At 49.4% G+C, this 25,290-nt stretch carries 15 protein-coding genes; 3 read left to right on the plus strand and 12 right to left on the minus strand.

Going from position 1 to position 25,290, the window contains the following annotated elements; all coding sequences use genetic code 11:
• Positions 1–5 precede the first annotated feature (5 nt).
• Positions 6–1,076 (plus strand): glycerol-3-phosphate dehydrogenase/oxidase, encoded by a 1,071-nt coding sequence (locus tag ORJ00_RS06185; protein ID WP_306139313.1) that lies wholly within the window; start codon positions 6–8, stop codon positions 1,074–1,076.
• Here the strand turns inward: ORJ00_RS06185 and argA are convergent, their stop codons facing one another.
• A complete protein-coding gene (gene argA, locus ORJ00_RS06190; RefSeq protein WP_027670611.1) occupies positions 1,077–2,396 on the minus strand; it encodes an amino-acid N-acetyltransferase in 1,320 nt (439 codons plus the stop codon).
• Between the two features lie 244 nt (positions 2,397–2,640).
• Between argA and ORJ00_RS06195 the strand changes: the two genes are divergently transcribed.
• Positions 2,641–4,068: a hypothetical protein gene (locus tag ORJ00_RS06195; protein WP_306139314.1), complete on the plus strand. Its 1,428-nt coding sequence runs from the start codon at positions 2,641–2,643 to the stop codon at positions 4,066–4,068.
• A gap of 53 nt (positions 4,069–4,121) precedes the next feature.
• Here the strand turns inward: ORJ00_RS06195 and ORJ00_RS06200 are convergent, their stop codons facing one another.
• The 6 genes from ORJ00_RS06200 to ORJ00_RS06225 all read right to left on the minus strand — a co-directional run bounded on the left by ORJ00_RS06200 (position 4,122) and on the right by ORJ00_RS06225 (position 13,099).
• The gene (locus ORJ00_RS06200) at positions 4,122–5,339 is read right to left on the minus strand and encodes a lytic polysaccharide monooxygenase (RefSeq protein ID WP_306139315.1); all 1,218 of its coding nucleotides are present in this window, start codon (positions 5,337–5,339) and stop codon (positions 4,122–4,124) included.
• 225 nt (positions 5,340–5,564) lie between these two features.
• The gene (locus ORJ00_RS06205; protein WP_306139316.1) at positions 5,565–8,195 is read right to left on the minus strand and encodes a glycosyl hydrolase family 18 protein; all 2,631 of its coding nucleotides are present in this window, start codon (positions 8,193–8,195) and stop codon (positions 5,565–5,567) included.
• A 175-nt stretch (positions 8,196–8,370) separates the two neighbouring features.
• Complete coding sequence (locus ORJ00_RS06210) at positions 8,371–10,509, minus strand: glycosyl hydrolase family 18 protein (protein ID WP_306139317.1); 2,139 nt, start codon at positions 10,507–10,509, stop codon at positions 8,371–8,373.
• 363 nt (positions 10,510–10,872) lie between these two features.
• On the minus strand, positions 10,873–12,021 hold the full coding sequence (locus tag ORJ00_RS06215; RefSeq protein ID WP_027670606.1) for a glutathionylspermidine synthase family protein: 1,149 nt from the start codon (positions 12,019–12,021) through the stop codon (positions 10,873–10,875).
• 6 nt (positions 12,022–12,027) lie between these two features.
• Positions 12,028–12,675, minus strand: coding sequence for a DUF1190 domain-containing protein (locus tag ORJ00_RS06220; RefSeq protein WP_027670605.1), 648 nt, complete (start codon positions 12,673–12,675; stop codon positions 12,028–12,030).
• Positions 12,676–12,685: 10 nt separating this feature from the next.
• A complete protein-coding gene (locus ORJ00_RS06225; RefSeq protein ID WP_027670604.1) occupies positions 12,686–13,099 on the minus strand; it encodes a DUF350 domain-containing protein in 414 nt (137 codons plus the stop codon).
• Positions 13,100–13,327: 228 nt separating this feature from the next.
• Between ORJ00_RS06225 and ORJ00_RS06230 the strand changes: the two genes are divergently transcribed.
• Positions 13,328–15,391: a M13 family metallopeptidase gene (locus tag ORJ00_RS06230; RefSeq protein WP_306139318.1), complete on the plus strand. Its 2,064-nt coding sequence runs from the start codon at positions 13,328–13,330 to the stop codon at positions 15,389–15,391.
• 73 nt (positions 15,392–15,464) lie between these two features.
• On the opposite strand, the gene ORJ00_RS06235 is transcribed toward ORJ00_RS06230, so the two are convergent.
• The 5 genes from ORJ00_RS06235 to ORJ00_RS06255 form a co-directional block, all read right to left on the minus strand.
• Complete coding sequence (locus ORJ00_RS06235) at positions 15,465–16,154, minus strand: outer membrane beta-barrel protein (protein WP_306139319.1); 690 nt, start codon at positions 16,152–16,154, stop codon at positions 15,465–15,467.
• Between the two features lie 305 nt (positions 16,155–16,459).
• Complete coding sequence (gene malQ / locus ORJ00_RS06240; protein ID WP_306136990.1) at positions 16,460–18,598, minus strand: 4-alpha-glucanotransferase; 2,139 nt, start codon at positions 18,596–18,598, stop codon at positions 16,460–16,462.
• Positions 18,585–18,998, minus strand: a complete 414-nt coding sequence (locus ORJ00_RS06245; RefSeq protein ID WP_240474842.1) for a helix-turn-helix domain-containing protein — start codon at positions 18,996–18,998, stop codon at positions 18,585–18,587. The genes malQ and ORJ00_RS06245 overlap by 14 nt, the downstream gene beginning before the upstream one ends.
• 186 nt (positions 18,999–19,184) lie before the next feature.
• On the minus strand, positions 19,185–23,369 hold the full coding sequence (locus ORJ00_RS06250; protein WP_306139321.1) for an alpha-1,6-glucosidase domain-containing protein: 4,185 nt from the start codon (positions 23,367–23,369) through the stop codon (positions 19,185–19,187).
• 105 nt (positions 23,370–23,474) lie between these two features.
• Positions 23,475–25,277, minus strand: a complete 1,803-nt coding sequence (locus ORJ00_RS06255; protein ID WP_306139322.1) for a tetratricopeptide repeat protein — start codon at positions 25,275–25,277, stop codon at positions 23,475–23,477.
• Positions 25,278–25,290: the final 13 nt, after the last annotated feature.

Here is a 25,290-nt window from a genome sequence, read left to right on the forward strand (position 1 = left end):
GGCTAATGAAAATTGCGGTAATAGGTGGCGGTATCAATGGTTTGAGCAGTGCCTGGCAATTGGCGTTAGCCGGACACAAGGTCAGCTTGTTTGAGCGTGATAGCCTGATGCAGGCCACTAGTGCCGCTTCGTCTAAGCTACTGCATGGCGGGCTGCGCTATCTGGAGCAAGGCGAATTTCGTTTAGTGCGTGAAGCTTTGCAAGAACGACGCTGGTGGCTAAAAAAAGCACCGCAATTAACGCGGCGTTTACCCATTTTATATCCGCTGTATCACGATTCACGTCGCGCGCGTTGGCAGCTAAAAATAGGCCTCTGGCTTTACGATAGTTTCGCTGGCAGAAAAGGTATTGGCCGCCATCGTTGGTTAACTGCGCAGCAAGCTTTACGTTGCTCTCCAAACCTAAAAGCTGAGGGGCTACAGGGAGCCTACCTGTTTTTTGATGGCCAGATGGACGACCAAAAACTGGGCATGTGGATGGCTGAGCAATGCAGCAAAGCCGGCGTTCAGTTGTTTGAGCATAGTCCGGTAAAGCAGGTGGCTGCTGATGCCAAAGTCTTGCTACACAGCGGCTGGCAACAGTTTGACCGCGTAGTTAATGTTGCTGGCCCTTGGAGCCAGCAATTACTGCAGCATTCGGGCTTAATGCAACAACCGCTGGATTTAGTCCGTGGCAGCCATCTATTACTGCCACCTATAGGCCGTTACGGCCATATGCTCGAAGTGCCCGGTGAGGCGCGTATCGTGTTTGTGTTGCCTTATCAGGGTAAAACCTTGCTGGGTACCACGGAAGTTCGACAGCACTTGGACGAAGCTATTCGCTGCTCAGCGGCAGAGCGCGACTATCTGCTGAATGTGTATAACCACTATTTTTTACCAACCTGCACCAAAGATAGCGTACTGGCTGATTTTGCCGGCGTGCGTCCCTTACTGAGCGGCTCTGCCAATGCCAGTAAAGCCAGTCGAGAATATCAACTAAACTGGCAAGGGCAGGTGCTAACGGTATCCGGCGGTAAATGGACAACAGCTCGCGCTCTGGGCAAACAAGTTACTGCACAGGTAGATCAATCTGTTTGATCACAACGTAATCGCAAGAATTTTCGACCGGCGTTGATAGTTATACAACTGTTTTTTCTGCGCCGGTAAGTCGTCCACTGTTAGCAGTTCAAAGCCCAACTCTAAAAACCAGTGAATGCTACGTGTAGTTAACGCAAACAACTTACTGTATTTGCGCTGGCGTGCTTGTTGGATCACGGCTTTGAGTAAGATGCTACCGCGGTCAGCATCACGGTAATCCGGGTGCACGGCTAAGCAGGCAAACTCACCGACATTATCGTCAGGGAACGGATACAGTGCAGCGCAACCTATCACCAAGCCATCACGTTCAATTAAGGTAAATTGGTTAATTTCCATTTCCAGCTGTTCGCGAGAACGCCGCACCAGTAAGCCTTGTTGTTCCAGCGGGCGGATTAAATCCAAAATACCACCGATGTCTGAAATAGTAGCGGCGCGCAGTTTTTCTGCTGATTCAGTTACAATTTGCGTACCTATACCATCACGGGAAAACAGCTCCTGCAGCAACGCACCGTCTTCGTCGTAACTGACTAAGTGGCAACGCGGCACGCCAGCGCGGCAAGCCGTAATTGAAGCGTGCAAAAATGCCAGAGTGCCAGGACACGCATTGGGTTGCTGCTCCATATCCAGCATAATTTTTTCTGCTGCATTGGGCATTAACTCTGCAGTAATTTCACCATCTTCACCAATAATGCCGCCTATTTCGCTAAAACCAATCATCTTGTCTGCTTTAAGCTTTACCGCGACCTGGGTGGCGATATCTTCTGCAGTTAAGTTAAAGCTTTCGCCGGTAACCGATGCTGCAATAGGCCCCATTAATACAATGCCGTTGTTGTCTAGCTGGCGGCGTATGCCGGCAGCATCGATACGACGCACCCGGCCGCTATGATGGTAGTCGACACCTTCGTCCACGCCTAGCGGCTGTGCAATGACAAAGTTACCGCTAACCACGTTTATTTGTGCACCCTGCATCGGTGTATTGCTTAAACTCATCGACAAGCGCGCCGTGATATCCAATTGCAGTGCACCGGCTACCTGCTTAATGAGCTTGAAAGAGTCGTCATCTGTTACCCGCACTCTGTTGTGGTAGGTCGGCTCCAAACCAGCCTGTTGTAAAGCGGCATTAATTTGAGGGCGAGCGCCATACACCAACACTACTTTAATACCAAGGCTGTTAAGCAAGGCAACATCATTGATAATATGGCGAAAACCGCTTTGGCTAATCGCTTCGCCACCGAGCATCACCACAAATGTTTTACCGCGGTGTGCATTAACGTATGGAGCAGACTGACGAAAACCGGAGACAAGTTCAGTAGTGCGCACGGGCAGAAGGCTTCCTTATAATGAGAACATGATTATATAAGTCATAAAGATGGCAGCTGCATGACAAAATGCCAAGAAAGGCTGCAACAAAGCCTGTCATTTTAGGTGATTAGTGATTTTATATCCACTTTTAAGGCATATTTATTCTTAGCCTTGTGTGTTTAACACACTGTTGCGTTAGTTGCAGAGCTATTGTAAAACTGCAGATATATAGTTGGTCGCAAAATGTCAGGCGGAGGAAAGCATGCGCAAACGGCAGCATAATAATAATGATAAGAGTTTGCCCTGGTTCGGCCTGGCCTTTTTAAGTGTATTTATGCTGGCTGGTATCGCCGGTGGTGTAGCATTTTTCCGTGATGGTCAGCCCGGTGCCGGGCTGATGTTTATGGCAATGTTTTGCGGCATTTCGGCGTTGATGATGTTTTTACTGCTGTATGGCCATAAACAGGCCTTGGTAGAGCAGGCGATGCTGCAAGGCGAAGCGCCTCCAGAGGGCATCGCCAGTAATAGCAAGACCGGCTATCTGACCATGCTGGCGCTGGGTGCGCTATTTTTGGCTATCGGTGCTCCCATCAGTTACATGGCAATAACTGATGAGCTGCCAAAAGCTAATTACGCGGTATTGTTGGTGCTGGTGTTTCCACTAGCCGGTGCACTATTGATGTGGCAAGGCCGCAACAAGCTTAAACAGTGGCAAAAAATTGGCAAAACGCCGTTTTTTGCCGATCCTTTTCCCGGCAACGCGGGTGGTCAGGTGGGTGGCTATTTTACCTCGCAGCATGGCAGCTTTGAACAGTTGCCGCAGGCAACATTGAGTTGCTTGCATGTTTATCAGAGCGGTAGTGGTAAAAACCGCACTACCCAGCGTGACTCATTGTGGTCAGCTGAATGCGAGGTGTCACGCACGGTAGATGGCAAGTTCTGGCTGGCATTAAACGTGCCCGGACATTTACCGACCAGTGGTGAAGATGCCAGATATTCCGGCCGCATTGAGTGGCAATTGAGCTGCAAAGGCGAACTTACTCTGAATAAAGAACCGCTGGAGTTTAGCCGGCAGTGGACCTTGCCGGTTACTGCCGGCAACAGGCGTTGCAGCTGGCAGCCCCACGCCAGCGAAGTGGCGCTGCAACAGCAAAGACGCACAGCGGAAGGGTTTAACAATGCGGCCCGTCAGATCCTGCAGCAGGTAGAGGGCAACACCTTGCATTTAACCAGTCAGCCAGGCCGGCATACAGGTACAGCGTCAACATTAATCATAGTTGGTGCTATTTTTAGCGGGGCCGGAGTATTCCTTAGTTATAAAGCGTTAGAAGAAACCGCAATGCTATGGCTAATGGCGCTGATTTTTACCCCGTTAGGCTTACTGACGTTATTATTTGGTCTGTTTTGGCTGGGGCGCGGCTTGAAAGCCAGCGTATCACCGGGCCAGGTTTGGATGGAGCGCTCTATGTTTGGTATTCAGCTATATCAGCGCCGAGCGCAACTGACAACTGAGCAACAGCTAAGCATTAAGCAAACACTGTCATCAACAAGTGGAGAAGGCAAACGCACTGAATACTTCCGTTTACAAGCTGATATAGATGGTAAAACTCTGGTGCTAGCCGAGGGCATTACCGGCCGCGATGCCGCCGAGGCGTTAAAGCTGCAGGTAGCTGAAGCGCTTATCCGTTAATAACAGGCCGCGATTGCGGCCTGTTATTATTGCACAAGTTAAAGTGCTAGTAGCTACCAGCTACACAGCTGCGTCCAGCTGCTGTCGCTACCAGGCAGGCTTTGCGTCCACCAGTTGGCTTGGTAAAGCGCACTTTGGTAAATCAGCTTATCGCCGCTACCAGCATGGCTTGGGTTGCCTTGCCAGTCGGGTTGAGGCCAGTTGGGATAGGTGTTTATTGTGGTTAAGTCATAATCAGGGCAGTTGCCGTTATCGTTACCATCACCGCCGTTGTCAGCCGGGCGCAGGTCAAGGTTATAATAGTAACTGTTATCCCTTACATAGGCGCGGTTAGCGGCTAAATCGCTGCTAAAGGCGACATTATTGCTGCTTAACACCCCAATTTGCAGTAGGTTGCTGTATTGCGTGTTTATCTGCGTAGCCAGTTCAGTTGCCCATAGCGCATTAGCGATATTGGCAGCGGTGATTTGCCAGCTTTGGTCTATTAGCTCCTGCCCGTTGGCATCAAACAGCCTTAGTTGCGCATAGCCGCCGACTTCAGCGGGTGTTTGCAAGTTAACGTAGGCGCCTTTATCAAACCACACTGGCGGCGGGGTGTCATCGTTGCCATTGACCAGTTCAATGTCAGAGCAGTTGTAAAAGCCTTCTCCTACCACGTCAACCCGTTGCCAGCGGGTATACAGCACAGCTGGGCCGCTACGATCTGTTGTTAATGGTACCTGCAGCGTGTAGTAACCGGCATCAGCCGGCACATCGCTTTGCTGGTGAATAAGCTCTAGCTGGTTCCAACTTAAGGGAGCAGCGGTAGCATCATAGCCGGGCTTAGTTAAATAAATTTGCCAGAAACTGGGGTTATGCGGTGTGGTAGCACGAAAGCGCAGTGTCAGCTCAGTTTGCTGCGCCAGATCTATTGTAGTGCGCTGCCACTCGGCTGACGGAATATCCATGCCGCTTTTATTACTGTCGCCAGCGGCGCACAGGCTACCGTCACTAACCACGTTTTGCACGGCGGCCATATTGCGATAATCGCCAACATTGGCAGAAAATTCATGGTGTTGGGTGAGCATGTAGCCGCCAGATTGCTGGTAAGCGGCGCGACATGCGGCATTAGGAATACCGCTGCCATTGGCTGGCCACCAGTAACCACCGTCGTCTTTACATATTTGTTGACGAGCTTTAGGGTATTCAACATAGCCATGGCTGCTGGCTTGCAAGCTGATAAATAGCAGGCTGGTTGAGAGTAATGCAGGTATTACATGTTTTACGTTCATATTTTGAACTCCTTTGCAGCCATGACGCTTCCCGGCTGCACTGTATTCGACATTGGTGAGTGGCGTGACCTTGGCAGGGCGGCGCAGAGTGTCTGAGTGCCCGCCCGAGCGGGTGCGAGTTGCTGCGACGAGCCTGAAAAGCGTTACCCTCTCACCGCATTACTCAAAACCCTTAGCCAAGGAAAAGCGGCGAGCTTTCAGCCCAACCGCTTTGGTTATTAAGCGCTATAAATTACAAATAAAACTCCAGCTGCCATCATTGCCGGGCACGGAATTGGTCCACCAGTTGGCTTTATACACGCCACCCTGATACGACAGATGGTCGCCGCCGCTGGCATGGCTGGGGTTACCGGCCCAGTCGGTTTGCGGCCACTGCGGGTAAGGGTAAATAGGTGCTGTGATGCCACCACAGCTATCGCCGCTACCATCACCTCCATCGCCACCGTCTCCTGCAGCAATATCAACCTCCGGCAACTGCGGATATTCTTCAGCAAAAGCGTACTCGTTGCCGTTAGCTGTTAACACCCAGTTCGATGGCATTGGCATGGGTAGCTGATAATTCAGTGTTATGGTTACGCTTTCACCACTGGCTACCGTTAAATAAGCCGGCAGAGTAAAAGCAACCCGATGAAGGTTATTTTGCAGGCCGCCGATATTATTGCCAGTGGCGTTTCGGCCACTTTCTATTACCGTTAAACCAAAGCCACTTTGATCGCTGATGGTGTCCGGTATCGCTGTTGGTACATCAAAGCTTACGCTGCTGCCGCCCGGTATAGTGCTGTCACTGTAGTTAGTCAGGGTAAGTTTGGGGTTGATGGGGAAGTTCTGATCGCCCAGCTTAAAGTCGCTGACACTCAGGCGAATATCTGCGGCTTGCGCAGGCATTACCCGTTCTGCTTTTACGGCGCCATAAGGGCTAGCGGTGTTAAAGCTGTTGTAAAACTGTGTGGTGAGGGTATTACCAATAAAGTACTCACCTTTAGCAGCATCCCAGCCGTAGTCGCCAGCCAGCTCCCAAAACATCACGCCACCAATGCCATTATCAATTACGTATTCCGCTTTGGCAGCGATGCTTTGTTCGGTTTCAACCGATAAAAATACCTTTTTCTCGGCGTTCCATAACCAGGGCGCAACGGCAGTAGCGTCGTAGTGGCGGCTGTAGCTGCCGGACAGCTGATGCTCTGGGTTAGTTGGGTCTAAATCATACAGGCTGAAATAACTGGCGCTGATGCCCTCAGCCAGGTTCATGGTGTGCCACAGCGGGTTAGATCCAGCGGGCATTTCACTACCCATGGTGTTTTTATCGTGCCACAGGTTATCTATGCCTACTGCGCCGTTGCCGCATTTGCTTACCTTGCTACCGCCGGTGCCAGGAGGGCATTCACTTTGGTTGGGTAATGCTGCACTGCCCCATAAACCAAAGTTACCACCCTGTACGTCTTTCCAGCCACGGCTGTAATACGGAATACCAATATTAATGCGCCCGGCTGGCATGGTGCCGCGGAAATAGCGGTACGCCCAGTCGGTGTTCAGATAGCCAATATTCTGGTATTGCGCGGTATTGTAGTAATTCCAGGCTGCCAGCTCAGCATCTTCACCGGTATCGAACAGCGCGGCGTTATGGCCGACAAACTGGTTCCAGGCACCGTGCAGGTCGTAGCTCATAATATTAACGTAATCCAGGTATTGGGTAACCTGAAACGCTTCCATACCACGTAGCAAATAGCCGGATGACGGCGAGGCGATAGTCAGCAGATAATGCTTACCGTCTGCCGCGCCGGCAGTGTCCAGCTTCTGTCGCAACACCTTCATCAGCTCGATATACGAGCGCATCAAACCGCCGCGTAGGCTGTTGGCCAGGGCAAAGTCGTCCGGATTACCGGCGTCATTCATGCTGGTGGGGTATTCGTAATCTATATCGACACCATCAAAGCCGTATTGGCGGATAAAGGCTACGGCAGAGTCGGCAAACGTATTAATACCTTGCTGGTTAATGCTTAAGTCGTTGTTGGTGGTCATGCTATAAAAGCCACCACTGGCAACACGTTCGCCGTTGCTGTCAAAGTAACCGCCAGTTTCAGCCCAGCCGCCGACTGAGATCAGCGTTTTTACATGCGGATGCTGCTGTTTGTACTTTTGCAGCAAGTTAAAGTGACCTTTATACGGCAGGTTCGGGTCGAGCTCGGCGCCGGCAATGCCTGGCCACGCCATACCGGTAGAGGCGTTGTTAGGGTCTGTTGCGTCGCCCACCGACACCTGATTAGCGCCGTTCACATGGGCAAAGGCATAGTTAATATGAGTAATTTTGTCCCAAGGAATATCTGAGGCTAAATACGCCGGCTGGCCATTTTTGCCATGGCGCCAACTGGTGAAGTAACCAATAATGCGCCGTGGATGATCCTGGCTGATAATTTCGCGGCCATCGGCATCATATACCGTGCAATAAGGCACATTAACGCCTGGGGTTTGATAAAGGCCATCAGGCCGGCAACTGCTGTCACCCGGTACGCCCGGGTCTGGTTCCGGATCTGGGTCTGGCTCAGGTTCAGGGTCTGGCTCAGGTTCTGGGTCAGGTTCGGGTTCTGGATCTGGATCAGGTTCAGGGTCTGGCTCAGCACCATCACAGGCATCCAGCAAGCTCCATTCCTGGTAGGGCGCAGAGTGGCTAAGCGGGTCGTTACCCTGGGTCCACCAGTTAGCTTTAAATGCCTGCTGTTGCTGTTGCACCTCAGTTCCGCCGCCATAAGCGGCATCGCTTTGCCATACTGGCAGCGCCGTGCAATCAACGGCGTGGGCAGAAAATGCCGCTGTGCTGGCCAGTGCCAGCAGCGACAGGGTTGTTGTAAGTTTCATCATTAACTCCTGCAAAATGCCGAGTCAGGTTGCTTCGGGTCGAATCGGCTTACTCACACCAACACGCCGTAAATACATCCATGTAGGCTCGTTTCCGCCCATCCGGGGCTGCAACGGTTGGTTTAGAGCAAGCCGGTTCTCGCTATACTTCGCTGCGACAACCAGTCGGCAATATCAGTTATTGCTGCGGATGGCCTAAGCCTTCGTGCATCGCATTTAAAATATGGCCATTGTCGGCATCAATTTCCCAGGCGAAAATACCCCCCAGTTGATGCTGAAGTATGTATGCGCCTTTTTCACGCACCGAACGCTTGGTATCAATACTAATCAACGTATTGGTCGTCGGGTTCCAGACATAACTGGCTTTGGCGGTATCATCCCAGCCCACAGTAAAGCCGTTAACGCCGCTGGCATCGGGCCCGCCCATAAAATCGGCTTCGATTTTTTTGTAGTCCATAATGCCGCGCTCCCAACCGCCGGTAATGCCATCGCCACCAGTGCCGGTGAACGGATTGCCCCCGGTGGTATCCGACACATTCTGCCAGCCGCGACCATACATAGCGGCACCTAAGGCAATTTTCCCCGCTGGAACGCCACGGTTTAGCAGGTACTGCACTGCTTCATCGGCGCTAAAGCCAACAATGGGTGAGTTCGGTGATGGATATAGTCCGGTTTGATGGCCTAGTACGCCGTTCCAGGCGCCATAGTAGTCGTAGGTCATCAGGTTGATGTAATCCATATGTGGTGCGGCATCTTCCCAGTCCACCACACTGAGTTTCTCCACACCGCCAGACATTGCCGCCGCTAATTCATATTCGCGACCGGTTTCTACCTCAAGTGCATCCAATGCTGCGCGCAGTTCCTGCATTAAGGTGGCGAAACCGGCACCATCCTGTGCACTGCCAAGCTCTGGTGTTGCGCCGCCGCCACCTGGGAATTCCCAGTCGATATCAATGCCGTCAAAGAAGTCGTAGGTGCGGATAAAATCGATAATCGAATCAATAAACACCGCTCGTGCTGCTGGGTCTACGCCCACCTGATACAACGGATCAGATAAGGTCCAGCCGCCAACAGAAGGTAGAATTTTGATATGCGGGTGCGCTTGTTTAAGCCGGTACAGTTCAGCAAAAATACCGCGGATTGGTTGATCCCACACATCACCTGGGTAGCCTTTTTCCAGTGCTGCAAATTTATCATGCACTACCACAGAGTAGTCTGGTTTGCCGGCACATTGGCTGTTTAGCGCAGCATACCCTTGCGGATTAGCGGCTTGTAATGACGGGTTGTCGCCACATAGCGGGATAAAACCATAATAAATGTGGGTGAGGTTTTGTGCTGGAATATCGGCAGCATTAAAGGCGCGGCCATAAACGCCCCATTCAACAAAATAAGCACCGACTTTTTTACCGGTAGTGTTGTTATAAGCCACGTTATTTTGCTTTAACGGATGTGGCCAGGCGGTCATATCCAGATCAGTCCAGGGATCGAAGCTGCCGTCACCACCACCATTATCGCCGCCACCGGAACCTGACACCACATTAACGGTTTTTACGTCGCTGTCGGTGCACAGCAGTGCATCGCTGCTTTGTTGGCACAGGCTGATAACAAAGTCATAACTGCCAGTGCTGGTGAAATTGACACTATGGCTGCCACTTTGTGCTGCCGGACTGGCGCTGCTAAGGCTGGCGCTATGCACTACGGTACCGTTTTGCTTTAGCTGCCACAGATTGCCATTGTTGCCCCACCACATATTCCAAGCCAGGTTTAAGCTGACACTAGCGCCGGTTAGCGTAACGCTATTTTCACTCCAGCCAAATGCTGGCTTGGCCGGTGCAGTTGGGTCAATTGGGCCAGGGGCTACTGGATCTGGGTCAACCGGATCAGGGTCGATTGGATCCGGGTCTATAGGGTCAGGATCAACCGGATCAGTGCCAGCATTACCGCTTACATTAATAGTTGTTATGCCGCTTTGTGCACATTCCTCAGTCGCACCATTCACCTGACACAACGTGACTTGAAGCTGATAACTGCCAGGTTGGGTGATTAGTAAGCTAGTGCTACCGTTTTGCGCATTCTGGCCGTTGATACTAAGGCTACCATCAAAGACAACGCTGTCATTTTTGGCTAAATACCACTTGTTTCCATTGGTACCCCACCACATATCCCAGCGAACAGGTACCTGCACACTACCGTTTTGCAGGGTGTAGTCTGTTGCCATCCAACTGATAACCGGGGCATTAGGTGTCGCGGCCTGAATACTGGCGGCGAGCAGCAGTAGTGAAATACCACCACAGCCTTTAACTGCATGTTTAAACATAACTTCCTCCAATGGTGTTACTTATGTAGTTATTTTTTTATTGGGGTTGCACTGCACTTTACTGCAGTCGAACAACGCTTTGAATTGCACATTTTATTTATTTCCCGCCCGACAATATTGCTCCATGCTGTTTGAAAAATGAGCAATGCTGAATATGACAAAAATGACAGCGTTGTCAAAAAATCAACAAGATTTTTTTATGATATTTATTTGATTGAAGTGTAAATACTTGAAATTGAGAGGAATTTTTTTACAAAGAGATGACGATATTTTTTACAGATGATCGGGCCAAAATAAGTGTTATAGGGAAAGGTGTTAACAATGCGCAAGGGAATGCAATACCGCCTTACGCATTGTTAAGTATCAGTCGACAATAATATGCGGTAAAAAACGCGAGCTGTCTTTGGTAATAGGGCTGTTATCTTCACGAATGCAGATACCGGCTGCACTGTCACCCACGACCCAACTGCCAATTAGCGTATAGTTGTCGTCAAACTGCGGCAAAGAAGCTAATGCCTGACGGATATAACCGCTGTCGTTGTAGGGACCATCTTGTTTTAACACCTTACCGCTACTATCAACCAACTCAATATTGGCGCCTTCGCGTGAGAAAAGTGGTTTGCGAACCCAACCACTTTGTAATGCACTGCCATCGTCAAAAAAAGCGGGTAAAAGGTTAGGGTGTCCCTGATATTTTTGCCACAGCAAAGGCAATATGCCTTTGTTTGATAACAGGCATTTCCACAACGGTTCAATAAATTGGGTTTGGCTGGTGAGTAGGGTGCTGGAAAACTCTTCCTGCAACATAAATTCCCACGGGTACAATTTAAATAAACCGTGAATTGGAAAACCGTCTAAATCAACCAGCTGGCCATCAATATCGCCTAATTGTTCAAGCTGCAGATAGCGGCAATTAACCCCGGCTTGCAGTGCGATATCCATTAGGTAATCAACGGTGCCTTTGTCTTCTATGCTTTCAGTGACGCTGGCAAAGTAGAATGGTTGTGGCAGGCTAAGCTCGCTGAAAGCTTGCTGCAACTTATCCTGTAGTGAGTTGAACTGGTCGGCGCCCTGTGGCAGCTCGCCTCGCATTAATTGGTCTTCTAACCAAACCCACTGAAAAAAGCCGGTTTCATATAAGGAGGTAGGTGTATCGTAATTTAGCTCTAGCAGCTTGGCAGGGCCAGTGCCGTTATAGCTGAAATCCATCCTGCCATAAAGGTGGGGTTGTTGGCTGTGCCAGCTTTGGCGCACCGTATCCCAAAAACGTTGAGGTATAGCCAGTTGTTGCAGCTTCTGCTCATCGTTGACAATATCATCGACTAAATCCAGCGCCATCTGATGCAACTCTTCGGTTGGAGCTTCCAGATCGTGTTCTATTTGAGACAGAGTAAACTGATAGTAGGCGGTTTCATCCCAGTAAGGCTCACCGTCAAAGGTATGAAAGTTAAAGCCGACGCTTTCGGCAAAGGCTTTCCAGCCGGGTCTGGGGTTACTGTTAATCCGCTTCATATTAGGTTATCCACCATAACTGCTGCTACTGCGTTTCGCCGCTTGGGCACCAAAGCCACCCCGGCGCGCCATGGCGGCAGGCTTTGGTTGAACTGCAGACGGGCGAATACTGGTAGCGCCAGGTTGAGAGGCTACCGCTGTGTTGGTAGCGGTACGAAATGTACTGCGATCATCACGGGATTTATATAGCGGTTGGTTGGCAACAGGGCTGCGGCTGGCATTAGCCGTTTGTTGCTGTGGCGCGCTGGCCATGCCACCGCGGTTTAGCATTTGTCCCGCCATAAAGCCCATCATCATCGGCATAAAAAAACCACTGCTCTGTTGGCTTTGTTGCTGTGGCTGCTCGTTAACACTGGCTGACGACGTATTATTTGCCGTAAGCACTGGCGCGGTTTCACATTGGCCGAGACCAAAGTCTGTTTCGCATTCCTGCTTGTTGGCGTAACGCGGGGCAACTTGCGGGTGCAGCGCCTTAGCCTCTGCAAAGGCCGCTTGGCATTCTGCCGGCGGATTATAGTAAGCCGCGCATTCGTCAGGCGTGTTAAATACCTGAACGTCTACAGGTTTCTCGCCACAGCCGGCCAACACCATACTTGCAGCAGGCACCATCATAATTAAACGGGCGGTTTTACTACGTTTAAATTGCTTACTCATGTGGTACTCCTTAATAGCTCATGCAGGCGGCGTTTAGCATACCGACCGAAATTGAACAGGCTGCAGAGAAGATGCCCGCTGCCAGCTCACCTTGAGTAATACGCTGAGGTAGCTGTTTTAGTGCTGCACTTGTTAGCAGAAAAGTCAGTACCTGCACGACTAAAGCGATTGCGCCCCAAATCGCACAATCTAACAACGACATGGAGTGGGTTATCGCACTGGAGAGTGGCCAGGCGAAGCCGATTAATGCACCACCAAATGCTAACGCTGCTGCTGAATTATTGGCACGAATTAAACCAAACTCGTCATGTGGTGTTACCCAGGTATATAGCCGGACAAAAACCAGTAATAACACAACTGCCAGCACAAAGTAGGCAGCAAAAGCAGGTAATCCGGTAAGAGATGTTAAGGCAGTGTCTAGCATGGTAATTCCTATAATTAACTATTCGCTGGTGATCCTGCGCAAAATCGCTGCGTAGTTCAAGTTATATCGGTTTGCTTTTATCGGTTATTTGTCGCAGCCGGTGGCCGAATTACCCCTTAATAGCTTTACAGCAATAATCTTGCTCCTACACTGGGCAATGTTAAAACGATGAACACACAGAAATAACAAATACATATAACAAATAGAAATAATAACCAGGAATAACACATGAAGAAACTCACCACAGTGGCGCTAAGTGTAGCGCTGGCATTGGGTTTGGCGTCTTGCTCAAACAGTACGGCTACCAAGGACAGCACCGTTGTGCAGCAGCAATCATCAGGCTTAAGTTCAGGCATAGAACTGGCTAATATGGACACCACCGTTGTACCTCAGCAAGATTTTTTCCGTTATGTAAATGGCAACTGGCTCGACAATACTGAGATCCCAGCCGATAAAGCACGCTGGGGTAGCTTTGATGAATTACGCGAAAATGCAGAACAACAGGTTTTGGCTATTGTGCAGCAACTGGCGGATGAGCAACATAGCGCTGGCTCAGATGAACAAAAAATTGCTGACTTATATCAGTCATTTCTCGATGAAGAGCGCGCTGAAGTGTTGGGGTTAAACCCACTACGTGGCGAGCTAGCCAGCATCGAAAATATTAAAACACATGCAGATTTAACCGAATTGTGGGGCGGTTGGCAGCGCTATCGTGTTGGTACACCAGTGGTGGTGTATGTTGGTCAGGATCAAAAGCAATCAACCCAATACATCACCGGCGCTTCACAAAGTGGTCTTGGTTTACCAGACCGTGATTACTATTTAAAAGACGATCCGCGCTCCGTAGAGCTGCTGAATAAATATCAAGCGTTTATTGCCACCTTGTGGACGCTTGCAGGTATGGAAAATGCTCAACAAGCTGCGGCAAATATTGTCGCATTAGAAAAGCAAATTGCCACTAATCATTGGTCACGCATAGAAAACCGTAATCGTAATGCAACCTACAATAAGCTAACCGTGACAGAGCTAACTGCGTTGGCCCCAGGTTTTGACTGGCACGCTTTTTTATCCGCCGCGGGTCTTGGGAACGTTAGTGAGCTGGTGGTTCGCCAACCCAGTTACTTTACGGCGTTTGCCAAGCTACAAGCAGAAACGCCAGTGGCGCAATGGCAGCAGTATTTAACATTCCACTTGCTGCGCAGCAATGCCAATAACCTGAGTAAAGCGTTTGTCGACGCCAGCTTTGATTTTTACGGCGCGACCTTAAACGGGCTAAAAGAACAGCGCTCACGCGAAAAACGAGCGGTTAGTTTGGTTGATACCAATCTTGGTTTTATGGTGGGTAAAAAATATGTAGAGCAATACTTTAAGCCAGAAGCTAAAGCGCGTATGGATAAGATGATTGAAAACCTGCGTGTGGCGTTTCGCCAGTCTATCGATGAGCTGGAATGGATGAGCCCGGTAACTAAAAAGCAGGCACAAATTAAGTTAGCTAAGTTTAATACTAAAATTGGCTATCCCGATAAGTGGCGCGATTACAGCTGTGTTGAAATTAATGCCGCCGATTTAATAGGTAACCTGCGACGCAGTGCTGAGTGTGAATACCAGCGAACTATTGGCCGGCTAGGTCAGCCGGTTGATCGAAGTGACTGGGGCATGACACCGCAAACAGTAAATGCTTATTACAGCTCTACCATGAACGAAATTGTGTTTCCGGCTGCAATTTTGCAACCGCCGTTTTTTAACGTTGATGCCGATGATGCAGTTAATTACGGTGCTATTGGTGGCGTTATTGGCCACGAGTTTACGCACGGATTTGACGATCAGGGCCGCCGGTCTGACGGTGATGGAAACTTACGCGACTGGTGGACAGAGCAAGATGCCGCACAGTTTCAGCAACGAGCTCAGTTAATGGTTGATCAATATAGTGCGTTTAATCCCATCGACGATCTGCATTTACAGGGCGCATTGGGGCTGGGTGAAAACATTGCTGACTTAGGCGGCTTAACGGTGTCGTATAAGGCGTACCAAAACTCACTTAATGGCGAAAGTGGCCTCAATATTGACGGTTTTACCCCAGAGCAGCGCTTCTTTAAGGGTTGGGCGCAAGTATGGCGAATTAAATTCCGTGACGAAGCATTGCGTCAACAAGTGATTACCGGACCACACTCTCCGGGTATGTACCGAGTGCTGGGTACCTTATCTAACATGCCGCAGTTTTATCAGGCGTATGACGTTAAACCTGGCGATGGTATGTATCGCGATGAAAAAGTGCGGGTAAAAATCTGGTAAAGCGGGCTGTACATATCTATTAAGAGCAGAAAAGGGCAGTTATTACTGCCCTTTAATCGTTTTTGGTTACAGGTTAGAAGTTGTAACGTAAGCCCAAACCAAGTTGTGTCGTATTTTCATCCAGCACCTTGCCATACGTGGCGTCAGCAGTTAATGCTAAATTAGTGCCCAGGTGATACTGCGCGCCTACACCAATACCATACTGGCTCTTATTATCCAGTTGAGACATATTAAGATATTCATAAAATATCTTGGCCGAAACTTCCAGCTGCTCGCTGATATTTGAGCGTAATAGGGTTTCCAATTTTACTGAGTTTTCAGTGCTGTTGCCGCTATATGACTCCGACAAAATTTGTTGGTCATCAATAAAAGCTGAAACCGTTGTTTTAGCCGAAATACGATAACTACCCAAATAAGCTGCCACGCTGATATTGCTAACGTCACTTACTGGTATGATATAACCCGCCCCTAAATAATAACGATCTAACGTCAGTTCTGTTGTTTCGTTAAATCGCTCGTTATCAAAACTTTCGCTTTCAGATTCGTCGCTACTAAAGCGATCCCACTTTGCACCGATAAACCAGTTCTCGCTAATTTGCCAAGCTGTTTTTACGCCAAAACCTGTTTCTGAGAAACTGTCTTCACCTGATTGTGAAATGCGTTCAAATGATCCTTCAACATATTGATAACTAGGCATATTCTCTGCATATACAGCACCACAAGCCAGCAAAGTTGATAGAAGTGCGACATTTTTAAATAACATACAAGGTCCTTTTTTATTTAACAGCAAAATGCGGTCCGCTTTATCACATGATTGCTTATTTTTGGCAATAATTTTGTTTTAAAGCTTACATTCGAAACAATAAGCTATACCAAGTAAACATTTTGTCTATTTGATGTGCGACCAGCATGCTAATTGTCTGTAAATGAATTAGTAATGAATAAGCGTGAATGTAAGATAATTTCTAATTTATCGAGTGAAAGGTTCGTTTTTGCCGCAGTATAATGCCGTGATTTGACGACAAAAAGGGCAGCTGAAACGCTGCCCTTTACATCACTCAGTGATGATCAGTGGCGTGCTTGTCTTATCGCATCAATCAATTGTTTTACTGACGTGTCGGCTAAAATTTCATCTATATTTTTTACCAGTTTTCGCTGCCAGTTTGGGTACTCAGTGCTGGTGCCCGGAATATTTACCGGTGTTTCCATTAACAATAAGTCTTCCAATTGGAAAGCCAGTAATTTTGCCGGTTGCTGCGCAGCAAATAAGTGGCTTTTATGGATCAGGCTGGCAAAATCGCCCTCAGTCAACTGTAAACGTTGACTCATCAACTGTTTTTCATCTGCACGCAATTGATGTAGGCTATCGGCTACCTGAGCATTGGGAAATAAATCCAGCTGATGGCGCAGGGCTAAGTCATGTTGTTGCCAGTAGCCTACCAGTGTTGGCATGTCATGTGTCGTCACGGTAGCCAGGGCTAATTCCGGGTAGGTTTGCGCGGCATGATCATAACTACCGGCTTTTTGCTCTAACATAAATACCCGGTATGACAACACCTGATACTGTGCCATTAAATGACTAATTTCTACCGGTACCGTGCCTAAGTCTTCACCAATCACAACACAGCTATTGCGCTGACTTTCCAACGCTAAAATGGCAAACAAATCTGCTGCTGGAAAGCGAATGTAAGCGCCCGCTGTGGCATCAGTGCCAATAGGGCAGCACCATAAGCGCAACAATGCCATAACGTGGTCGAGCCTCAAAGCGCCGGCATAACGCATATTGGCCTGAATAAGGTCAATAAAGGGTTTGTAAGCCTTTTGTCGCAAGGTTCTTGGGTTATAAGCCAGCAATCCCCAGTTTTGGCCTTTAGGCGCCATAATGTCAGCGGGCGCGCCGACACTCAGGTTCATTAGAAAGTCTTCTGGTGCACCCCAGCTTTCAGCACTGCTTCGGCTGGCGCCAACGGCGACATCACAATACAAACCAATCGCCATACCATGTTTCTGACATGCACGTTTCACATCAGCCAGTTGTTGCTGCGCTTGCCATTGCAGATACAGTAGGCGGTCGATGGCATCTTGATGCTGGTGTGCAAAGTCGGCAACAGCCTGACTGCTTGGGTCACGAAGCTCAGTAGGGAAGTTCTGCCACGCCGCCATGCTCCAGTCTTGTTCAAACAGCTGACCCTGTAACACCTGATGAATAGCAAGCTGGCGTAAACTATCGCCGCTATCCTGGACAAAGCGTTGAAATTGTTTGGCCCTTACCGTGTCTTGCTGTAAGTGCTGTTGTTTAAACTGCTGAAAGAGTAACACCGATATCTGTTTTTTTAATGCTGCGACTGAAACGTAGTCAACATCGCTGCAACTTCGGGCCTGCTGCAAGCGTTGCTGAAAATCAGCAGAGTCAAATAGCCGCTGCGCCTCAAGACAAAAGGAGTATTCTTCTGTCATTTCCAGCGCAACATATTCAGTATTAAGCCACAATCTGCTGTTGGGGCTGTAAGGGCTGCAGTCTTGCGGTAGTTCTGGATAAAGTGCATGTAGTGGGTTAAGGCCAATAAAATCAACACCCTGTACGGCAAGTGTTGCGACCATCTGCTGTAAATCTGCAAAGTCGCCAATACCCCAATTTCGTGCCGATTTTACCGCATACAGTTGAATGGCCGGACCAAAGGTTTTGTGCAGTACGGCTTTATCGTGCAGCTGAAAGCAGCGCTGTGGTGTAACAATAAGCTGCTGTTGGTAAGTGTGTACACCACTACTAAACTCAAGTTGGTGGTAACCCAGCTCCAGGCTGACATCGATGCTCAGGTTTGCTGCCAGTACAACACCTTGACGGGTTTGCTGCTTGGCAGCAATATCACTGGCATTGACACTGATCTTACCGCTAAATACCTGCAAATCTTCTGTGGTAATTTGCCATTGCCAGTCGCTAACAGCGGCATGTTGTAACTGTTGTAACCGCACCTGCACAGGTTGGCCATACTCGCAGACGGTTACTGGCGGAATAACCTCCAACCAGGGCTGCTCTGTCAACTGGTCTATCTGTTGTTGAATCGTTTGTTCAGAGGATAAGTCAAAGCCCATTGCCAGCAATATGGCTTGCTGTTTGTCCAGGTCAATCACTTCAGTGTGGCCTTGGGCATGCACATAGCTGTCTTGCAGACCCGCTAAAGCAGCGAGTTGCTTAATTAATTCCATAATTCACCTGTAACTGCGCATGGTGCGCCTTATTGTGTTGTGACCAGTTAACGGCTGCTTGTTTGTGCTGACGAAAAACACCCGGTGAACAGCCTTGCCAGCACTTAAATGCTTTTTGAAAACTGCTTTGCTCTTCAAACCCGAGTTGATAAGCAATTTGTTGCAGGCTGAGATCGCTATTCGCCAGATAGTGCAAAGCGGCTTGATGGCGGCAATGTGCCAGCAAATCACGAAACCGGGTTTGCTGCTGTTGCAACAAGCGTTGCAGTGTACGGTTACTAATGTGTAATGCTGTAGCAACCATATCCAGCGACGGTTGCTTAGGCAGTTGTTGACGAATATGTTGACGCACTTCCCGCAGTAATTGTGCAGACGAAGATGCTGCGCTGTTGCTGTTCACTGTCGCTCCTATGGCGATGAAACGGTCGCCCGCCAAAAGGTTTTTTAACCTGTGCAGCGAAGCCGTTTAAGCATAAATCAACGTTGTATTCTTATTAAACCTGCTGCATACGTATGCAACTAAAATAGTTGCCCTAGTGCTTAAATTTACAGCAACCCCGCACGGTAAACGGGGTTGCTGCTCAGTTTAAGGTTGTGTGCATTGGTCAATTTGCAGACTACCCACCGCACTACCGCGAGGCGGATTAGCACTGTCTAGCTGCAACGTAAAGCTATAGCGCCCAGCGGCCAGATTTGTGCGGTTATTGCTGGTGCCAGCGTCGTTGTATGCCACGGGATAAACTGCACCTGGTGTCAGGCTGCTGGTATCAATGTTGCCACTGGCATCCTGAGCCCATAACTGCGTAGTCCAGCTACCATCATCCGATGCCAGTTTGAACTCAAACTCGCCATCAAAATCTGCAACGGCCTGGTACTTGTTCTCGCCTTTGTAACTCATGCGATACGCAGGGGTGGCATCCCAACCAGAATGACTACCGCGCACGTATAATTGTCCCGAGCCTGCTATAGCAAACGGCGCTGGTTCAGACGAGTCTGGTAAGGCGCAGTCAACTAAAGCGTTGTTAAGTGTCAGGCTGATTTGAGGCGTTGGCGTGGTGACATCCAACAGCAACTTATAGCTGCCTGCCGTATCCAGTTGTACGCTAAACAAATTGCCAGCTGAACCTAATGCAATTGAGCCAGCAGCAACGTCTAGTTCGGCATTCCCCAGTGTAATGCTGTCATTGTCACTGATATCAAACTGATAACTGCCCGGCGTTAGCGTTATCAACACGCTATAACGGCCTGAGTTGTCGTACTCTAGAGGAGTGGTATCAGCACCAAAGCCGCGGCTAAACAAAATAGCATCACCATAAGGTGAGCTGAAACCATCTGGATCTGCTGGCAAGCCAGTGCCTTGTGCGCCCTGTTGCGGTTTAACAAACACCGCAGCGGTAAAAGCCGGCACGTTAAACACACCATTGGCAGCGGCTGCCAGACGCGTTTGAGCATCAGCAGATTGTTGCTGCAACGCATGCAGCTCGAAACCTGCCGCGGCAGCAATAGTGTGTTGAATGGCTGCGTTAGTGCCGTTAATTATCACCAGCATAGCGTCAACTGCAGGGTCTATGTCGCTTAAACCAATACCATCATCCAGGCTCATGGCAATCACACCGGGCGTTTGTGTTGGTCCGGTATTGTAAAAGCCTACTCTGTCGATAACATCAGCGGCATTTCGTAAACGCAGCAATGGACTATCACGGCGGATCTGTAAAAATTCGGCAAACACCTGGCGTGATGTACCTATAATGTTGCTATCAACAGCGGTATTGCTATTGGCGTTCAGCGCCGCGATACGGTTTTGATCTGGATTATCTTGCGCCATTGGCAAGCCAACGTTCCAGTTGTTGCTGTTGCCATCATAATGCACACGGTTAAACCAGTCGCCAGAGTCGTAACTGTTGCGATCTAGAGATTTAGAGCGCAGGTGGTCAATACCCAGCTGGAAAAAGGGGATGCCCTGGCTTAGTAACGGTATGGCTGCGGTTAAATTATGCACACGGCGGCGGTTATCCGCTGACATAGCATCTGGCAGGGCATATTGCAGTTTGTCCCACAGTGTTTCGTTATCGTGTTTGTCGACATAGTTAATAATATCTGCCGGGTCGTCCGCATAAGACGACTGGGAGAAACGATAGCCTTCGCGACGTTGGCCGTCTTTGTCTTCTAAAACGTAGTCGCGCAGCGTGCCGGCTAAACCTAAGCGGATATGATCGGCATTTTGCAAATTAACGCTATTTTGTGACAGCGCGGCATCGCGCAGGGTATCTCGCGGTCGGTCGTTAAAGGTTCCAACTTCAGTATTGGCTAAGTTGGCTTGAGTTGCTTGCACAAACAAGCGGTTATTCGCCACTTCACCAAAATTCCAGCCTTCACCGTAAAAATAGGTATCGGCATCTACAGACGCTACTGCGCTGCGTGCATCAATAATAAGCTGCGCCGGTAAATGCCCCATGATGTCAAAGCGGAAGCCGTCCAAACCAAACGCGTCGGCCCAGTGCACTAATGACTCAATAATAAACTTCGCCATCATACGGTGTTCTGTCGCGGTATTTTCGCAGCAAGTTGAGCGTTCTATTTCACCACTCACTTCGTTATAGCGATGGTAGTAACCTGGTACCAACTTATCGAATACTGAATTGTCATTCAGGCCAGACGATGAGGTATGGTTGTACACCACATCCAAAACCACGCGATAACCAATGGCTTGCAGGGTTTGCACCATTTGACGAAATTCAACGATACGGGCAACACTGTCTGGGTCGCTGGCGTAGCTACCTTCAATAACATTAAAATGATGTGGGTCGTATCCCCAGTTAAAGCCATCAACACCCCGCATAGACTGCGCTAACGCAGCGGCATCAGTGCTGGCAGGGTCAAAGCTGTTAAAGGCTTCCAATAAGGTGCTGCTGCCACTGACTGAACCGCATACCGGGGCATCGGCCACGCGCTGGCATAATTCGCTTACGGTATTTTGCAGGCTTAGCTGTTGCGACGGACGTTCCTCAATAGTGGCAATATCATTTGCTGGCAGCATATGAAAGTGCGTTGCACCGGCATCGGCCATTTCCTGTAAGTAAACACGTGCCGCCGTGCCTGGTTCGGTGATGGCTAAATATTTGCCCCGATTAGCCTCGCTGGTGGTATCGTCTAAAATGGTAAGGTCACGTAGGTGAGCTTCCAGTATTACCGCATCTTCTGGCGCATCGACGGTAGGTACTGCCCGACCATTCCAACCTGCAGGGTACAAATCGGCATCGGTCAGGTTTACAAACTGTGAATAACGACCATTGGCAGACGTATTAACCGAATAGGGATCGGTGGCTGTCATTACTTCTAATCGGCGGGTCAACGGATGATAAGCGGCCACCTCAAACTGATAGTATTTGCGATCAACACTAATTGGCGCAGCATACTGCCATACGCCGTCGGCACCTTCTTGCATCGGGTAACTGGCAAATTGCGTTTTGTCAGCGTTATAGACCTTCAGTTGCAGTTGCTGAGCCGTTGGTGCCCAGGTTTTTACCACTATGGTATCGGTCTGATAGCTCAACCCCAGCGTTTGCTCGTCAGCATCATTACTGCCTGAAGTGTACAGGCTATCAAGCGCTTTAGCCTGCTGTACGTAGCTGGCAGTAATCGGTTGATCTTCGTTGTCGAAAGCCGCAATGACCAGCTGTGATTTTACTAATTGTGTTAGCTGCTCAGGGGTAGCGTTTAACGCGTAAGCATGCCAGTCGGCCAAATGAGGTACCCGGGCACGTTGTTGCGCAGTCAAGCTGGTGGGGCTTAACGGCAAGGTTAAATCTGCGGTAAAGCTGTCATCTAAGTTGCCTGTGCCAGACGCTAACAACTTAACGCTGCTGCTGTCTTGGTTCCATAACAGTGTTTCGCTGTCCAGCCAGTGTCCTGCAGCGTTAGTAATGCTAAAGCCAGGCTCAAATACCACATCGGCAGGATCAGTAAAAATACCTACGCCGGCGACAACAAAGGCCCAACGTGCGGTGCTGAAAGTCAGTTTCTGGTCATTGTTGTCAGGTTCTTTGGCATCGCCTTTATGCACAATAAAGTTTGCACAGCTGGCACCGGCTTTGGTATCAAATAGCCAATAAGCGCCGTACATATCATCAACACCATCGGGCGTTAGTCCGGTTGTCCACTCGGTGCCTTCATCATCACCCAGGCTTGCGTAAGCATTGCAGCTGCTATTATTCCACGCATGCAGGATCCAGCCGTCATAGTTGCCATCGGGGCGAAAGTAATAGATTACACCCTGGCTAGCACTGGGCACCACTGATGGACCTGTAGCGACTACCGCGGCGGCAATAGTCACTTCTACATTAAGGTTGCTACTAGCGCCCACACTATCAGTTGCTTTTAGCGTAATACTGTAACTACTGCCTGCCGCAGCCAATGCATTTGCAGCACTGTTAATGGTTAAAGCACCGCTGCTGGCATTCAGGCTAAAAATCGCCTTACTATCGGTAAGTTGCCAGCTGATAGTTTGGCTTTGTGCATCAGTGGCTGTTGCGGTATACACCACAGTACCGTTGACTTGTTCAGCGGCAATGCTAAGGGTAGCCGCAGACGTAATTTGGGGGGCTGTATTAACAACAACACAGCGCTCTTGCTGGTTGTCATAGATTTGTCCTGTCGGGCAGCTTGGTGTAGTGGTTGTGTCACTTGAGCCTCCGCCGCAGGCTGTAAGTAAGGTGCCCAGGAGCAGCACTGTCCCACGCCAGGCGGGTTGAGCGAGAAAGATTGCGTTCATATGTTTACCCTGTCTTTTTTCTTTTTATGTCTGGCTAATGCCAGTTGTGATTAAGACTATAGAGCCAGTCGGCATTCAACTGGTGATGAATACGTATGTAGCCGGTCATTTTTTATGCGTACTTAAGGTTGCCACCTTTGCTTGAGTGACTTTGTCGGTAAAGCGCTGAATACGTGGGTCTGTAGGTGCCAGTTTTTTTGCCTGTTGCAGCAAGAATAAGCTGTCATCCAAACGTTGCTGCATAAAATACAACTGCGCCAAAGGTAGTAGAAACCGCACATTGCCAGGCGCCAGTTGTAGCGCATGGTGCAGGTAGTAATTTGCCAGCTGCAGTTGCTGCAGTTGCATGTAGTACATGCCGGTGTCTCGCCACAGCAAAGCATCAAACGGTAGGGCATCAGCCAGCATCGCCATCGCTTTGCTGGCATTGACGATATCTTGCTGGCGCAGATAATGCTCGATAAGTGCCTGCTGCGTGCTTAGCCAGTCGACCCCCGCCAACCTTTGTTGCACTAATTTGTCCAACGCATCGCGTGCTTCGAATGGTACTGGCGGTAGGTCGGGCTGGCGAAATGGGTACTGACGCATCAAGTTGGTTATTTTCAGCGCAGCATATCGTTGATCCAATTCGGTTAGCGGAATATCCACTTCTGGTATAGCGGCATGGTTTGCGCTGATGGCGCCGCCTAACATATTGCTCTGGCGGATTGCTTGGTAAAACGCTTCAGCCAATAAGCTATAACCTTGCGCAGTAGGATGGACATGTTCAAGCAGCAAGCTATTGCCGACAATACCGTTAGTGCTGTGCTGGCGAAACAACTGCTCGGTATCAACCAGAGTGGCGTGATACGTGTGGGCTGCCGAACGTATTATGCTGTTAAAGGCCGACGGCGCCCGAAAGCGTAGGCTGTCATCATCGCGAGCCTGTTTTAACCAGGCCAGTGCGGCAACAGCATCGTCTTGTTGCAGCGCCTGTAGACCCTGGACAAAAGCATAAGCGGCTTTGTGTTGTAACACGGCGCTCGGTAGAGTTGCTGATGTACTGAGTTGTTGCGTTAATGCCTGCCAGTCTGTGATGCCAATTGCAGAGAACGGAACTAAATCGCGTTCATTGCTCACCAGCGTACTGAGCATTACCGGTATCTGTGCTTGCTGATAGCCTTGAAGTAATAGAGCTAAATTTTGCTGAAACTGCTTTAGTGTTTCCTGATACAGCGGGCTTTCGCTTGCAATGTCAGCCCCTTGGGCAATCTTTGCCATCAGGCTACGCTGATCGGTGTCGGCGGTAGCAGTGGGTGAAAACGTTTGCAATAGAGACTGCATCAGCTGAAATAGCCGCAAGTTTCGAAGTTTTAAATACAGCAAGGTACCGCCACGGCTGCTGGCGACGCTTAAAGCAGAGCCTGCACCCAGTAGGCCCAAAAATTCATTATGTCCGGTGTACACCAATACCAAATCGGGTTGCAATGCGACAATTTCGGCTTGAAAGTCCAGCAGGCTGTAACTGTTTATTGCCGCCATAGCGGTATTGATCACTTCGATATTTTTTTCAGGATAACTGCGTTTAAAGCGTTGCTGCAGCAGGGCCTGCAGGGAACCCCAGCGACCATAAGGAAAGCCTGCAGCGGTAGAGCCGCCTTGTACCACAATGCGAAAGCTGTCCGCTGGCTTTGTGGCTAGCACCAGCTGGGTATCTATGCTTAGTTTCGGCGCCTTACCAGGTGCAAAATAGCGTTGTATTAACTGCTGATTGGGTTCGATGTAGCCACTCGAATGCTGGCTTGGAATAAATAACGGGTAGCTGTTGCCGTAGCCTGTTGCACGCAAGCCAAGCTCAGCCAACCCCAGTATAAGTATTGGCAGCAGCAGGGCAATAAAGTAAAACAGTGGCCGTTTATAATGCATCATTAGCTCCTGCGCT

Origin of the sequence: Rheinheimera baltica (assembly GCF_030731985.1) — a bacterium.
GTDB classification, from domain to species: domain Bacteria; phylum Pseudomonadota; class Gammaproteobacteria; order Enterobacterales; family Alteromonadaceae; genus Alishewanella; species Alishewanella baltica.

Bases quoted from the DNA above. Each gene is read 5' to 3' on its own strand.
- ORJ00_RS06185 (WP_306139313.1), top strand. From the start codon at position 6: ATGAAAATTGCGGTAATAGGTGGCGGTATCAATGGTTTGAGCAGTGCC.
- ORJ00_RS06195 (WP_306139314.1), top strand. From the start codon at position 2,641: ATGCGCAAACGGCAGCATAATAATAATGATAAGAGTTTGCCCTGGTTC.
- ORJ00_RS06200 (WP_306139315.1), bottom strand. From the start codon at position 5,339: ATGAACGTAAAACATGTAATACCTGCATTACTCTCAACCAGCCTGCTA.
- ORJ00_RS06205 (WP_306139316.1), bottom strand. From the start codon at position 8,195: ATGATGAAACTTACAACAACCCTGTCGCTGCTGGCACTGGCCAGCACA.
- ORJ00_RS06210 (WP_306139317.1), bottom strand. From the start codon at position 10,509: ATGTTTAAACATGCAGTTAAAGGCTGTGGTGGTATTTCACTACTGCTG.
- ORJ00_RS06215 (WP_027670606.1), bottom strand. From the start codon at position 12,021: ATGAAGCGGATTAACAGTAACCCCAGACCCGGCTGGAAAGCCTTTGCC.
- ORJ00_RS06220 (WP_027670605.1), bottom strand. From the start codon at position 12,675: ATGAGTAAGCAATTTAAACGTAGTAAAACCGCCCGTTTAATTATGATG.
- ORJ00_RS06225 (WP_027670604.1), bottom strand. From the start codon at position 13,099: ATGCTAGACACTGCCTTAACATCTCTTACCGGATTACCTGCTTTTGCT.
- ORJ00_RS06230 (WP_306139318.1), top strand. From the start codon at position 13,328: ATGAAGAAACTCACCACAGTGGCGCTAAGTGTAGCGCTGGCATTGGGT.
- ORJ00_RS06235 (WP_306139319.1), bottom strand. From the start codon at position 16,154: ATGTTATTTAAAAATGTCGCACTTCTATCAACTTTGCTGGCTTGTGGT.
- malQ (WP_306136990.1), bottom strand. From the start codon at position 18,598: ATGGAATTAATTAAGCAACTCGCTGCTTTAGCGGGTCTGCAAGACAGC.
- ORJ00_RS06250 (WP_306139321.1), bottom strand. From the start codon at position 23,369: ATGAACGCAATCTTTCTCGCTCAACCCGCCTGGCGTGGGACAGTGCTG.
- ORJ00_RS06255 (WP_306139322.1), bottom strand. From the start codon at position 25,277: ATGATGCATTATAAACGGCCACTGTTTTACTTTATTGCCCTGCTGCTG.